Raw genomic sequence first — 13502 nt, forward strand, 5'->3', positions numbered from 1 at the left:
GTGGGGTGGGGTGGTAGAAGGGGGGCATGGCTGATCAGGTGGTGCGGAGGTTGTTGAACGGTGCTGAGATTCCGGTGCTGGGGCTCGGGGTCTGGCAGGTTCGGGACGGGCGGGAGTGTGAGCGGGCCGTCGCGGCGGCGCTCGAGAACGGGTATCGGCTGATCGACACCGCGCAGGCGTACCGGAACGAGGCGAGTGTCGGCCGGGCGATCCGGAGCAGCGGTGTGCCGCGGGAGGAGATCTTCCTGACGACGAAGTTCTACCCGGGCAGTCGCGACCCGCTGGCCGAGGCGGAGCGGAGTGTGGAGCGGCTCGGGACGGAGTACGTCGACCTGTACCTGATCCACTGGCCGCAGGGTGGGCCGACTTGGGCGTGGTCAGGCATGGAGAAGGCCAGCGAGGCCGGCCTGGCCAAGGGCATCGGGATCTCGAACTTCAGCGCCGCGGAGCTCCAGGAGCTCCTGAAGGTGAGCCAGATCCCGCCGGCGGTCAACCAGATCCAGTTCAGCCCGTTCGAGTACCGCCGCGCCCTGGTCGACGCCTGCGAGGACGCCGGCGTGATCGCGCAGGCCTACAGCCCACTCGGAACCGGCCGCCACCTCGACAACCCCGTCGTCGGCCGAATCGCCTCCGCCGTCGGACGCACCCCCGCCCAGGTCCTGATCCGCTGGGCAGTTCAGAAGGGCCTCTCGGTCATCCCGAAGTCCACCCACCCCGAACGCATCCAGGAGAACTTCGCCGTCACCGACTTCCAACTCGACGCCGACGCGATCTCCGCCCTGGACGCCCTCGACACCACCAACCAAACCCCCGACGCCTTGTCCCGCTCCGACATGTGGTGGTCCTGACCAAACCCGCGCAGGCGGGTGTCGATCAGGCGATGCTCGCGGCGGAGGCTGTGAAGGTGTTGCAGGCGGACGGGTTGGCTGCGTCGAAGCCGCGGCGGGTCCATCGACTGTGGCTGGTGCTCTTGCCGTGGCTTCGCGTCGGGTTCCATTCGTCGCCGCGATTGCGGATCGTCCACAGGTAGCGCTGCAGCCAGGCGCCGGTGGCGGGGAAGTAGCGCCGATCCGCGCCGAGGTAGACGCCGCTGAGGCAGCGATGCCTGAAGTTCGATGCGCCGGCTCTCGGCGAGCGCGGCGTCCCCGGACAGGTACTGCGAACGCGCTGCGGAAGCGCCGCTGATCCCGGTCAGCCGCTGGATGTGGTGGCCGTACTCGTGGGCGACGAGGTGGGCCATCGTGGTGCGTGCCCACAACGGGTTGTCGTTGCGGTAGTTCTTCAGGTCGTAGGTCGCGTTCATGGAGATGACGCCGCCGCAGTACGCGGCTGAGTCGGTGACGGTGCACTGGGTGCGCGACCCGCTGGTGACGATCTCGACCCGCGGCGCCTGGAAGGTGAAGCCGGCCCTGCGGACCACCGGCGCCCACACCTTGTCGAGGCAGCGGACGAACTCCGTGTAGTACTTCCGCACGTTCGCAACCGTGGTCGGCCGGGCAGCGGGTTCCTTGCACCGCGACGCCGGCAGCCGACCCACGCGGTACAGCGGGTTCTGCATAACAGCCCGATTCTGCGCCGCGAGAACCTCGGCGCTCGTACGCACGCTCGGCGTACTCCGCGGTGTACTGCGCTCAACCGTCGGCGTCGGCGTCGGCGTCGGCGTCGGCGTCGGTGTGGGCGTTGGCGTCGGGGACGGTGTCACCACAGTCCCAGCCGTCGGCCGACTCTCACCGCCGGCAACCTCCCGCACGACGACAACCCCAACCGCCGCCAGCACAACAACGGCGACCCCAGCCACCCAACCCCACCTCATCACGGCGCGATCCTAGCCACCCCCCAGGTCGCAACAACCAGCCCGCGAACGCCGGCGGCGAGCCCGCCGGCGAGCGGTAGCACGCGTTGGTCGACCGCGTCAGCTGGCGGACTTTTCCTTGATGAGGTCTTCGACCGCCTTGGGGATGGTGGTTTCGAAGTCGAGGAGTTTAGCCCAGGTGAGGGTGACGGTGATGACGGCCATCTCGGTGTAGAGGCCTTCCACGCCGGCCTTCCAGTCCGGGTACTGGTCGTCGGTCATCACCTTGTGGCCGGCTTCCAGGTAGCCCTGTGGGATGCCCTGGACCAGTTCGACCTCAGCGGCGCCGCGGAGCAGGAGGACCTTGGGCGGGAAGGCGCCCTTGTCGATGGTGATCGCGACCTTGGGATTCTTGCGGAGGGCGGCGACCTTGGCGGCCTTCGGCGCGGTGGCGATCTGGAGGCGGTCGCCGTCGACCCAGAAGCCGATCGGGACCACGCGCGGGTCGCCGTCGAGGGCGGTGTAGGCGAAGCGGGCCGGTTCGGGGCCGGCCAGGAGTTGCTGGGCGTACGGCTTGGCGAGGATCTCGGCGATCTCCTGCTTGTTCATGATTCGCATCCTTTCGGTGAGCGGCTACTCACCAGGGGGACGAACCCGGTACCCGGTTCTCGACATCGGTAGGTTGACCACTTGTGGAGATCTTCGGATTCGGCGCAGGTACGGCGCACGTCGCCGACGACGGCGCGGTCGTGCAGGTGATCGATCCGGACGGCCGACAGTTGCTGCAGGACCACGAAGCGTGGGGCAAAGGCGTCGTACTCACCGGTCAGGACAGCCAGCGCTTCGACGATCCGGTGCTGGTGCGGTGGCGGCAGAGCGGGATCGACCTGCTGCATCAACTCGGCGCGCTCGAGGTCCGCATCGGCCGCCGGTTCGGGGAGCAATGGACCGAGACATACGAGATCCGCAACACGAGCACTGAGGCCGTCGAGATCGCGTCGCTCGCGGTCAGCACGCCGTACCGCGATGCGGCCAACCCCGGTCTGGCCGTCCAGATGCTCGAAGGCACGCCGTTCCGCCCCGACGAGAACGCCCTCGTCAGCACCGACGAGTCCATCACGTTGGCACCGGGGTCGTCGTACCGGTGGACCTGGCAGTTGTCCTGGACTGAAATTCCACCAGCAGTCCACGAAGGATAACTACCTGCCCCGCGAACCCTTGATAGCCTTCCCCACCCACCCACCTCAGCTCAGCGACGGCAGCAGTTGGCGCAGCCCGTCCATCAGATGCTTGTGCACGCTGGTGCCGTACGAGATCCGCACCGCACCGGCGGCGGCCAACTCGGCCGGCGTCGGCCCGCCGGGGGCTGCGTGCGCGTTGATCGGCCCGCCGATCCCCGCGACCACCTCGGGCAGTACGTCGACCGGCGCGAAGATCGGATACGTGCAGTCCGCCCCGGCCCGTCGGTACTCGCGGCCCCGCCGGACCGCCTCGGCGACGTCACGGGATGCGCCGGCGATGAAGCTGTCGATCCGGGCGTTGATGACCAGGTCCGCACCCGCGGTCGCGCGGACCTCGGCCAGATAGTCCGCCTGCTGCGCCGGATCGGTCAGCACGTCGTCGACCGAGTCCTCCAGGTTGCAGCCGACGGCTCCGGTCTCGAGCAGCCGCTCGGCGAACTCCTTGGCCGGCAGGCCATACCCCGCTTCCAGGTCGGCCGTCACCGGTACGTCGACCGCGCGAGCGATCCGCGCCACCGCCGAGAACATCTCGGCCGGCGGTGTCAGCTGGCCGTCGTCGTACCCGAGGACCCGGGCCATCGCGCCACTGCTGGTCGCGACGGCCGGGAAGCCGGCCTCGGCCACGATCCGGGCGCTGACCGGATCCCAGGCGTTCGGCAGCACCAACGGCGTACTGCCGTGATGCATGGCGCGGAAGAGTTCCGCTGTGGATGGCATGCCGGTCAGCTCGGCTTGTAGTGGCCGGGCTCCATCCGCCCGGTCACGCCGATCCGGGTCCATGCGTTGATCGTGATGATCAGCGCGATCAGCCGGGCCAGGTCCTTCTCGTCGAAGGCCGTGGCCGCGACGTCGTACACCTCGTCGGGGACGTGGTCGACGCTGATCAGGGTGATCGCCTCGGTCAGCTCCAGCGCCGCCTGCTCCTGCTCGGAGTAGAACTTGCGCGACTCCCGCCAGACCGGCAGCAGGGAGATCCGCTGCTGCTGGTCGTCGCCGAGCTGCAGCAGGTCGAGGGAGTGCATGTCGGTGCAGTAGGCGCAGCCGTTCAGCTGGGATGCGCGGATCCGGACCAGGTGCGCGAGCTTGGGGTCGATCCCGGTGTCGGAGACCGCGTCCAGCGCGATCATCGCCTGGTAGAAGTCGGGGGCCAGGTTGGCGAGCTTGACCCGCCGCGTCGTTGTGCTCATACCTCCACGCTAGGCGGAGATCGGCCCAGACTCGTGGTCCACTTTCCGGGTGATTCCAGGGGCCAATCAGTCCGCCGCGGACTGGGCGTACGCGGCGGCGAACTCCGGCGACGGCGGGTTCGGGGTGATCACGTCGACCAGCGTGCCGCTCGGGTCGACGGTCATGAAGTGCCGCTGGCCGAAGTCCTCACTGCGCAGGCTCAGCGCGATCTCGTGACCCGCCGCGCTGATCGTCTCGTGCACGGCGTCCACGTCGTCCACCTCGATCGACACCAGGACGCCGGCCGGCTGCTGCCGGAAGCGCTCCGGGACGCTCTCGTGCTCCCGCTCGACGATCCCGAGCTGCGGCCGGTTGCCGCTGGGCGCCTCGAGCTGGACGTACCAACCGCTGTCGAAGATGACCTTGAAGCCCAGGCGGCCGGCGTAGAAGTCCCGAGTGGCGGCCACGTCGTCGGCGCAGATGACCGGAAAGATGCTGGTGATCACGGCTGTTCTCCTCGTTCGGCGATGTCGTGTCACCGACGATGGAGCCTCCGGTCGCCGGAGGGTCAAGCCGGCGAGAGACCGTCGAGGATCAGCGTGAGGCCGAACTCGAACTCGTTGCCGAAGTCGTACCCGCCCTGGTTGGTGTACTCGGTCGCCATCTCGACCATGTGCGGGTACTCGCCGCTCGCGAACCGCGCCATGATCGCCTCCGAGACCTGGGCCACGCTGTCGGGACCCTCGAACGGCAGCGAGGCCTCCTGGATGGCGAACCCGTAGATGTAGCTGTCGAGCAGCGCGTAGGCGTGCGCGGTCATCTCCACCGAGAACCCCGCCGCCCGCAAGGTCCCGAGGACCGCGTTGTGGTGGCGCAGGGTCGCCGGACCCGGCGAGGTCCGCGACTCCATCAGGCCGATCGCCCAGCTGTGCCGGCGCAGCACCCGGCGGGCCGACTCCGCGCGCTTGCGCAGCTCGGTCCGCCAGTCGCCGTCGGCCGACGGCAGGTCGATCTGGCTGAACACGTAGTCGACGATCCCGTCGAGGATCTCCTCCTTGTTGGCCACGTGGTAGTAGACCGACATCGGCTTGACCCCGAGCTCCTGGGCGAGGGACCGGATCGTCAGTCCGCCGATCCCGCCTGCGTCGGCGACCGCGACGGCGGCCTCCAGCACCCGGTCACGGCTGAGCTTGGGGCGCTCCCGACGAGTGGGCCCGGACTTTTCCATCCCCGGACCATAGCAGTTTCGTACAAAGTACGTTACCGTTGCCGTACTAAGTACGAAAGGTGCGCACGATGACGATGACCACCACCACGATGCGAGCGATCGTCCAGGACGGGTACGGCGCGGTCGACGTCCTGCGCTCCGACCGGATCGCCCGGCCCGAGGCCACCCGGCTCGGCGACCACGACGTCCTGCTCCGGGTGCAGGCAGCCGGCCTCGACCGCGGCACCTGGCACCTGATGACCGGCACGCCGTACGCGATCCGCCTCGCCTTCGGTCTCCGCCGCCCACGGAACCCTGTGCTGGGCCGGGACGCCGCCGGCACGGTCGAGGCGGTGGGCTCGGCGGTGCGCAAGTTCGCGGTCGGCGACGAGGTGTACGGCGTCGCGCCCGGCTCGTTCGCCGAGTTCGCCCTGACCCGCGAGGCCAAGCTCGCCCGCAAGCCGGCCAACCTCTCGTTCGAGCAGGCTGCGGTCGTCCCGATCTCCGCGCTGACCGCCTTGGACGCGCTGACCGTCGGCCGGATCAAGTCGGGTCAGCACGTGCTGATCACCGGGGCATCCGGGGGAGTCGGCAGCTACGCCGTACAACTCGCCAAAGCCTTCGGCGCGGAGGTCACCGGTACGGCGAGCACCGCCAAGCTCGACCTGATCCAGTCCCTTGGCGCAGACCACGTGCTCGACTACACCCGCGAGGACTTCGCCGCGACCGGGACCCGCTACGACCTGATCGTCGACATCGCCGGCAACCCGACGTTCGCCCGGCTGCGGCGTGCGCTCACGCCGACCGGGACGGTGGTGATGACCGGCGGCGAGGGCGGCGGCAGCCTGACCGGCGGGATGCACCGGCAGTTGGGCGCCAGGATCCTGTCGCTGTTCGTCGGCCAGCGGCTGACCAGCTTCATCAACAAGGAACGCGGCAGCGAGCTCGAGCGGCTCACCGAGCTGATCGAGGCCGGGAAGGTGACGCCGAGCATCGACCGGTCCTATCCGCTCGAGCAGGCACCGGAGGCGATGCGCCAGCTCGACGCCGGCAAGGTGCGGGGCAAGATCGCCATCACCATCTGAGCGGCACGGCATAGAGTCCTGCACATGGAGGACTCGGGAGCGGATCTGCACCTGGATCTGACGGCGGCGCGCGGGCGCAACGACCTGGTCGGCGCGCTGCACGACTCGATCCGGAGCGGGCGGCTGCCGGCCGGGACCCGGCTGCCGTCGTCCCGGTCACTGGCGAAGGATCTCGGGATCGCCCGGAACACGGTCGCCGACGCGTACGGGCAACTCGTCGCCGAGGGCTGGCTGACTGCCCGCCAGGGGTCCGGCACGGTCGTCGCCAACCGGACCGGCCCGCCGCCGGCCGCCGTACCGCCGCTGTCGCCGTCGTTGTCGGAGGCAAAGAGCTTCCGCTACAACCTGAGGCCGGGCTCGCCGGACCTGGCCACCTTCCCGCGCAGCGAGTGGCTGGCCGCCGCGCGCAAGGCGTTGCCCTCGGCGCCCAACGAGGCGTTCGGGTACGGCGATCCGCGCGGCCGGATCGAGTTGCGGCGGATGCTCGCGGACTACCTCGCCCGGGCGCGCGGGGTCCGGGCCGATCCGGAGCGGATCCTGATCTGCTCGGGGTTCGTGCAGGCGCTGAGCCTGCTGAGTGAGGTGCTGAGGTCGCACGGTGGGACCACGCTGTCGGTCGAGGAGTTCGGGTACTCGCTGCACCTGGACGTGATCCGGTCGCGCGGGATCGAGCCGGTGCCGGTCCGGGTGGACGAGCTGGGTGCCTGTGTCTCCGGGTTGTCGGGTCACGGCGCATTGCTCACGCCGGCGCACCAGATGCCGACGGGCGTGCCGCTTGCGCCTGAGCGCCGTACGGCGGCTGTCGAGTGGGCGCGGGAAGCCGGTGCGGTGCTGATCGAGGACGACTACGACGGGGAATTCCGGTACGACCGGCAGGCCGTGGGGGCGTTGCAGGCGTTGGACCCCGAGCGGGTCGTCTACACCGGCACCGCGAGCAAGAGCCTCACGCCGGGGGTCCGGCTCGGCTGGATGGTGCTGCCACAGCACCTGCTCGAGCCGGTGGTCGAGGCCAAGCGCACTGCCGACTACCAGACCGCGACCCTCGACCAGCTGACCCTCGCCGAGTTCATTGCCTCAGGCCACTACGACCGCCAGGTACGGCGATCCCGCCTGCACTACCGGCGCCGCCGCGACCGCCTGGTCGAGCTGCTGGCGCAACGTGCGCCGGAGGTCACGGTCGCCGGCATTTCTGCGGGCCTGCACGTCCTCCTCGACGTCCCCGGCGACGCCGAGGACATCGTCGCCCGAGCCGCCCGCCAGGGCCTCGGCCTCAACACGCTCACCAACTACCACTTCAACCCCACGCCAGCCACCCGCCAAGCAGTGATCGTCGGCTACGGCACCCCACCCGACCACGCCTACCAAGGTGCCCTGGACCTTCTCTGCCAAGTGCTAGGTGTCTGACATGCCATCACCCATCAACAACCGGATCGGCGCCGTCTTCATCCACGTCACCGACATGCAGCGCGCCATCGCCTGGTACAGCACTCTCCTCGGCGTGCCCCAGCAGCAGACCAGCCACGAGGGCCTGATCTACGACGTGCCGATGGACGGGCCGACCCGTCTGACGCTCGACGGTCACGCGCACGCGCGGGGAGCGTTTCAACCCGGTGGACCGCTGCTGATGCTGCATGCGGACGACATCCACGCCGCGCATGCTTTCGCCGTCGGGCACGCCGAGGACGTTGGACCGATCGAGGACATCGGTAGCGTCAGCGTCTTTCACTTCACCGACCCCGACGGCAACAAGCTGATCGTCTACGCGGAGAACTGAGCCGCCAGAGCGCGGATGTCGTCGGGGCCGACTCGGCAGCAGCCGCCGATGTACGTCGCTCCGGCGTCGAGCCAACCCGCCGCGAGGGAGGTCGCGTCCGCCGCTTCTCCCGTCCAGCGGCGGCCGCCGGCGTCCCAGGACTCGCCGCTGTTGGGGTAGGCGATCGCCGGCTTGCCCGTGACGGCTACGGCTGTCTCGACGGCGTGCTGCACGTCTTCCGGGGCGCAGCAGTTGATGCCTACCGCAACCACCTGGTCGAGCGTGCCCAGCTTGAAGGCCTCCGTCAGGGCTTGACCGGCTCGGGTCTGTGAACCTGCGACGGAGTAGGAGAGCCACGCCGGGAAGTCGAGCTCCGCCAGGAGTTGCACCAGGACCTCGGCCTCGTCGAGGTCGGGAATCGTCTCGACGGCGAGCAGGTCGGGACCGGCTTCGATCAGGAGCTCCAGGCGGGGGCCGTGGAAGTCGCGGAGGGCGGCGGCAGACACGCCGTACCGGCCGCGGTACTCCGAGCCGTCGGCGAGCACGGCGCCGTACGGTCCGACGGAGGCTGCCACTAGGCGTCGTTCGCCGGGGAGGGAGTCGCGGACCTCGCGGGCGATGCGGACGCTGTCGCCGATCAGGCGCTCGGCCTCGGACCGGGCGACGCCGAAGCGTTCGAAGCCAGGGACGCTGGCCTGGTAGCTGGCTGTGGTCGCGACCATCGCGCCGGCTTCGTAGTACGCGCGGTGCACGGCAGCGATCTCCGTCGGCGCGTCCCGGAGCAATCGAGCTGACCACAACGCGTCGGAGAGGTCGTGGCCGCGGTCCTCGAGCGCGTTCGACATCCCGCCGTCGAGAATGACGGGCCGGTCAGATGTCATGGATGAGCTCGAAGACCTCGTTGGCGCAGCCCCAGGACAACGTCACGCCGGAGCCGCCGTGGCCGTAGCAGTGGATGATGGGCTCGCCGCTGGTCGTGCGGACGAGCTCGCAGCGGATGGTCGGCCGCGCCGGGCGGAGGCCGACGCGATGCCGGATCACCTTCGCCTTCCGAAGCTGCGGAACCAACTCGGCAGCCCGGTCGAGGATCTCGGAGGCCGTCGCCGGGTCGACCGCCAGGTTCCAGTCGCCGGGCTGACTGGTGCCGCCGACAACGACATCCTTCTCCCGCGGGATGACGTACGTGAGGTCGTTGGGCGCGCGATCGGCGATCAGCCAGTCGGTCAGCCCACACTGCTCGACCGTCATCACCTGACCGCGCACCGGCGTGACCGTCGGGTCGGACGCGGTCAGGCGCGCGCCGAGCCCGGTGCAGTTGACGACCACGTCCGCAGTCGTCGGCAGCGCCGACAGCGCGGCCCGCGTCAGCGTGCCGCCGGCCTGCTCGAGCCGCTTGACCAGCGCCTGCAGGTAGACCGGCATGTCCATCACCGGCGCCGTGAACGCCCACCCGTCCTCGAACCCGGTCGGCGGGGACGCCACCCTGGTCAGATCCGGCAGGACGTCGGCCCAGCGCGGATCCGGCATCCGGTGCACCAGGAACTCCCGACCGTGCCGCATCCGCACCGACGGCTCGATCTCGGCCAGCTTGGCGAACTCGTCGTACGACGCCCTGGACCATGCCGCGACGCGGTCCTCGGGCGCGGACAGGTACGGGTACCAGATCGCGGCCGCCACCGCCGAGGTGGTCTCCAGCGGCAGGTCGCGGGCGAGCACGGCCACCTCGTACCCACCTTCGGCCAGCCGGACGGCGCAGCTCAGCCCGATCACGCCCGCACCGACAACGATCACGCGCATTCACACATTGTTACCCGAGCGGCGCTGCCACGCCATGTGACGTCGGGTGACGTCAGTGCAGGTCGACTGCCAGCGAGTAGAAGCGGGTGATCTGGGTGGCGCCGTTGTTGTCGTCCGACAGCAGGTACAGCTGCCGCTTGCCACCGGGAAGATAACCGCCGAGCGCGAGCGCCTCGACGTTGTCCAGCAGCGGGTTCGGCTGCGGCTGCTTGGCGACCGCGCCCGACGGCGGGCAGTTCACCAAGTCGAACAGCAGCTCCTTCTGCAGGAACACCTTGTCCGGCGCGTCCGCCAGCGACGCGCGCGCAGTCACGTCCTCAGCCCGCCGCAGCGGCACCGTGAACACACGGATCGTGTTGCCTACCCCCGCGACGAACGTGCGCTCCATCGACACCAACGTCTCCCGATCGACCACGGCCAGCTCGACCAGCGAGAGGCCCGGGTCGGTCTTGTAGGCGTACTGCGCGACCGGACGGTAGTCGTGGCCCGGCCACCCGGCGTACCGGATGATGCGGTTGCGGCCGGGGCCGTCGGGGGCGAGCGGTCCTTCCATCCCGGCGTACAGCGACAGTCCGTCCTTGCTGACCGCGAGCGACTCGAAGGTCGCGTTGGCCGTCGCCTCACCGGCGGGCGCGACCTGGAAGCGCGCGGGCACCGGCAGCGAGCCGATCTGCACCCCGTCCGACAACCGGAACCGGCGGATCGACGGCTCCCGCTCGGACGTCGCGAGGATGGTCCGGTCGCCGTGCTCGACGACCAGTCCTTCACCGTCGAAGTCGGCGCCCGTGTACGGCGTCCCGTCCGGCCGGCGCAGGATCGTCATCCCGTCCACACTGACCGTCGGTTTGCTGCTGATCTTCAGGTCGAACACCCGGGCCGGCGTGGTCCCCACGTTGTCCACCAGCGTCACCGCGCTGTTGTGGCCGGTCACGTTCAGCGCGGACAGCCCGGCCACCGGCTGCCCCTCGAACGTGGTCTTGTCGAGCGCGTCGCTGAAGCCCAGGAGCTGCGCGTCCGGCGAGCACGCACCACCCACAGCGGGGTGTGCCGAAGCAGTGAGGGTGGTGGTGAGAGCAGTCAGGACAACAGCAGCGGCGAGCGGCTTCTGCCAGCGCATTCAAGGCTCCTTGATCGGGACGACAGACCGATCGAAACCTACCCCGGGCAACACCAGGTGAACATCAGCGCTCCAGACAGGGCCGCTTCGGGTCGAAGGCCCAGCCCTTCACCAGGTACTGCATTGCCACCGCGTCGTCCCGGGCTCCCAGACCGTGTTCGAGGTAGAGCTCATGCGCGGCCTGCAACGCATCCCGATCCAGTACGACGCCCAACCCCGGCGCACTCGGTACGGCGATCGCGCCGTCGACGATCCGCAGTGGCTCCTTGGTCAGCGCCTGCCCGTCCTGCCAGATCCAGTGCGTGTCGAGCGCGGTGATCTCACCCGGCGCCGCCGCACCCACGTGGGTGAACATCGCCAGCGAGATGTCGAAGTGGTTGTTCGAGTGCGATCCCCAGGTCAGCCCGAAGTCGTTGCACAGCTGGGCGACCCGGACCGACCCGGCCATCGTCCAGAAGTGCGGATCCGCGAGCGGGATGTCGACCGCGTCCATCCGGATCGCGTGCGCGAGCTCGCGCCAGTCCGTGGCGATCATGTTGGTCGCCGTCCGCAGGCCCGTCGCCCGCCGGAACTCCGCCATCGTCTCCCGGCCGGAGAGTCCTGCCTCCGCGCCACACGGATCCTCGACGTACGCCAGTACGTCGTCCAGCCCCGAGCACAACGCGATCGCCTCGTGCACCGGCCACGCGCCGTTCGGATCGACCGTGATCCGCGCCGACGGGAACCGCCGCGCCAGCGCGGTCACCGCCTCGATCTCGGCGGCGCCCTCGAACACGCCACCCTTCAGCTTGAAGTCGGCGAACCCGTACCGCTCCTGCGCCGCCTCGGCCAGCGCGACCACCGCAGCCGCATCCAGGGCCGGCTGCCGGCGCGACGCCGACCACCGATCGCCGAACCCGTCACCGGTCAGGTAGGGCAGATCGGTCCGCGCCGGATCACCAACGTAGAACAGGTAGCCGAGCACCGGCACCGACGAGCGCTGCTGCCCGTCACCCAGCAGCTCAGCCACCGGTACGCCGAGATGCTGCCCGAACAGATCGAGCAGCGCCGACTCGAGCCCGGTCACGGCATGAACCGTCGTCCGCAGGTCGAAGGTCTGCACCCCGCGCCCGCCGGCGTCGCGACCGGCGAAGGTCTGCGAGATGGTCCGCAGCAGTTGCCGGTAGCGCGAGATCTCCTTGCCCAGCAGGAACTCCGCCGCGTCCGTGATCGTCGCGGCGATCTTCTCGCCGCCCGGCACCTCACCGACTCCGGTGTTCCCCGAGCTGTCCGTCACGACGACCACGTTCCGGGTGAAGAACGGCCCGTGCGCCCCGCTGAGGTTCAGCAGCATGCTGTCGTACCCGGCCACGGGCACGACCTCGACGGACGCGACGGCCGGAGTCACTTGATCTTTCCGATCAGGTCGGTGAGTTGGGCGAGCTCGTCGTCGGCCAGGTTCTGCAGGGGTGGGCGGACCGGGCCGGCGGAGCGGCCGATTGCGGTGACGCCGGCCTTGACGATCGAGACGGCGTACCCCTTGGTGCGGTCGCGGATGTCGAGGTAGGGGATGACGAACTCGTTCAGCTTGCGGTAGACCGACGCGCGGTCCTGGGCCAGCACGTCGGCGTAGAAGCCGAGGGCGAACTCGGGGACGAAGTTGAAGATCGCCGACGAGTAGGTGCTGACGCCGAGCTGCAGCAGCGGGAGCGCGAACGTCTCCGCGGTCGGCAGGCCGCCGATGTACGTGAGCCGGTCGCCGACCCGCGCGTAGGTGCGGGTCATCATCTCGATGTTCCCGACCCCGTCCTTCAGGCCGACCAGGTTCGCGTTGCGGTCCGCGAGCTCCGCGACCGAGAAGTCGGTGAGGATCGCGTTCGCCCGGCTGTAGACGGTGACGCCGAGCGCCGTACTGCGGCAGACGGCGGACACGTGCTCGATCAAACCACGCTGCCCCGCCTCGGTCAGGTACGGCGGCAGCAGCAGGATCCCATCGGCTCCGGCGGCCTCCGCGGCCCGGGCCTGCTCGATCGCGGACGCCGTACCGCCGGTGGCGGGGGCGATCACCGGGACCTTGCCGTCGACCTCGGACACCGCCGCCCGGACGACCGTGTCGATCTCGGCCGCGGTGAGCGAGAACCCCTCGCCGGTCCCGCCGGCGGCGAACAGGCCGGCCACGTCGTACTGGCTCAGCCAGGACAGGTGCTCGCGGTAGCCGGGCTCGTTGAAGCTGAGGTCGGCGTGGAAGTGCGTCACCGGGAACGAGAGCAGTCCGGTCTTGAGTCGAGCGGCCAGTTCGGCGGGGGAGTAGTGGGTCACGCCGTCACGGTAGAAGTGCTCTCCGATGCTTGTCCAAGATCATCT

Annotated in this window: 15 protein-coding genes and 1 pseudogene; 5 read left to right on the forward strand and 11 right to left on the reverse strand. The window is 69.6% G+C overall.

Annotated features, from left to right (window positions below):
* Positions 1–26 precede the first annotated feature (26 nt).
* The gene (locus AB0H36_RS33685; protein WP_360533001.1) at positions 27–848 is read left to right on the forward strand and encodes an aldo/keto reductase; all 822 of its coding nucleotides are present in this window, start codon (positions 27–29) and stop codon (positions 846–848) included.
* Positions 849–1162: 314 nt separating this feature from the next.
* On the opposite strand, the pseudogene AB0H36_RS33690 reads toward AB0H36_RS33685, so the two are convergent.
* A pseudogene (locus AB0H36_RS33690) lies at positions 1163–1813 on the reverse strand (neutral zinc metallopeptidase); the annotation flags it as partial.
* 99 nt (positions 1814–1912) lie between these two features.
* On the reverse strand, positions 1913–2401 hold the full coding sequence (locus tag AB0H36_RS33695; protein WP_360533004.1) for a pyridoxamine 5'-phosphate oxidase family protein: 489 nt from the start codon (positions 2399–2401) through the stop codon (positions 1913–1915).
* An 83-nt stretch (positions 2402–2484) separates the two neighbouring features.
* Between AB0H36_RS33695 and AB0H36_RS33700 the strand changes: the two genes are divergently transcribed.
* The gene (locus AB0H36_RS33700; protein WP_360533007.1) at positions 2485–2991 is read left to right on the forward strand and encodes a hypothetical protein; all 507 of its coding nucleotides are present in this window, start codon (positions 2485–2487) and stop codon (positions 2989–2991) included.
* A gap of 45 nt (positions 2992–3036) precedes the next feature.
* On the opposite strand, the gene AB0H36_RS33705 is transcribed toward AB0H36_RS33700, so the two are convergent.
* From AB0H36_RS33705 to AB0H36_RS33720, 4 genes are all read right to left on the reverse strand, one after another.
* Positions 3037–3750, reverse strand: a complete 714-nt coding sequence (locus AB0H36_RS33705) for an isocitrate lyase/phosphoenolpyruvate mutase family protein (protein WP_360533010.1) — start codon at positions 3748–3750, stop codon at positions 3037–3039.
* Positions 3751–3755: 5 nt separating this feature from the next.
* Positions 3756–4220, reverse strand: a complete 465-nt coding sequence (locus AB0H36_RS33710; protein ID WP_360533013.1) for a carboxymuconolactone decarboxylase family protein — start codon at positions 4218–4220, stop codon at positions 3756–3758.
* 66 nt (positions 4221–4286) lie between these two features.
* Positions 4287–4706 (reverse strand): VOC family protein, encoded by a 420-nt coding sequence (locus AB0H36_RS33715; protein WP_360533016.1) that lies wholly within the window; start codon positions 4704–4706, stop codon positions 4287–4289.
* Positions 4707–4768: 62 nt separating this feature from the next.
* The gene (locus AB0H36_RS33720) at positions 4769–5428 is read right to left on the reverse strand and encodes a TetR/AcrR family transcriptional regulator C-terminal domain-containing protein (RefSeq protein WP_360533019.1); all 660 of its coding nucleotides are present in this window, start codon (positions 5426–5428) and stop codon (positions 4769–4771) included.
* Between the two features lie 68 nt (positions 5429–5496).
* Between AB0H36_RS33720 and AB0H36_RS33725 the strand changes: the two genes are divergently transcribed.
* Genes AB0H36_RS33725 through AB0H36_RS33735 form a run of 3 tightly spaced genes read left to right on the forward strand, consistent with a single transcriptional unit; the run spans position 5497 to position 8266 of the window.
* Positions 5497–6492, forward strand: a complete 996-nt coding sequence (locus AB0H36_RS33725) for an NAD(P)-dependent alcohol dehydrogenase (protein WP_360533022.1) — start codon at positions 5497–5499, stop codon at positions 6490–6492.
* Between the two features lie 24 nt (positions 6493–6516).
* Positions 6517–7896, forward strand: a complete 1380-nt coding sequence (locus AB0H36_RS33730) for a PLP-dependent aminotransferase family protein (RefSeq protein WP_360533025.1) — start codon at positions 6517–6519, stop codon at positions 7894–7896.
* Between the two features lies 1 nt (position 7897).
* Positions 7898–8266 carry a VOC family protein gene (locus tag AB0H36_RS33735; protein ID WP_360533028.1) on the forward strand — a complete coding sequence of 123 codons (369 nt, stop codon included), beginning with the start codon at positions 7898–7900 and terminating at the stop codon, positions 8264–8266.
* On the opposite strand, the gene mmuM is transcribed toward AB0H36_RS33735, so the two are convergent.
* The 5 genes from mmuM to kdgD form a co-directional block, all read right to left on the reverse strand.
* The gene (mmuM, locus tag AB0H36_RS33740) at positions 8251–9126 is read right to left on the reverse strand and encodes a homocysteine S-methyltransferase (protein ID WP_360533031.1); all 876 of its coding nucleotides are present in this window, start codon (positions 9124–9126) and stop codon (positions 8251–8253) included. The two genes, AB0H36_RS33735 and mmuM, sit on opposite strands and share 16 nt — an antisense overlap.
* The gene (locus AB0H36_RS33745) at positions 9116–10042 is read right to left on the reverse strand and encodes an FAD-dependent oxidoreductase (RefSeq protein ID WP_360533034.1); all 927 of its coding nucleotides are present in this window, start codon (positions 10040–10042) and stop codon (positions 9116–9118) included. The genes mmuM and AB0H36_RS33745 overlap by 11 nt, the downstream gene beginning before the upstream one ends.
* Before the next feature lie 52 nt (positions 10043–10094).
* A complete protein-coding gene (locus AB0H36_RS33750; protein ID WP_360533037.1) occupies positions 10095–11159 on the reverse strand; it encodes an esterase-like activity of phytase family protein in 1065 nt (354 codons plus the stop codon).
* A gap of 64 nt (positions 11160–11223) precedes the next feature.
* Entirely contained in the window at positions 11224–12546 is a 1323-nt protein-coding gene (locus tag AB0H36_RS33755; protein ID WP_360533040.1) for an enolase C-terminal domain-like protein, read from the reverse strand.
* Positions 12543–13457: a 5-dehydro-4-deoxyglucarate dehydratase gene (kdgD, locus tag AB0H36_RS33760; RefSeq protein WP_360533043.1), complete on the reverse strand. Its 915-nt coding sequence runs from the start codon at positions 13455–13457 to the stop codon at positions 12543–12545. The genes AB0H36_RS33755 and kdgD overlap by 4 nt, the downstream gene beginning before the upstream one ends.
* Between the last annotated feature and the right edge of the window lie 45 nt (positions 13458–13502).

Source organism: Kribbella sp. NPDC050820 (genome assembly GCF_040653975.1).
Taxonomy (GTDB): Bacteria; Actinomycetota; Actinomycetes; order Propionibacteriales; family Kribbellaceae; genus Kribbella.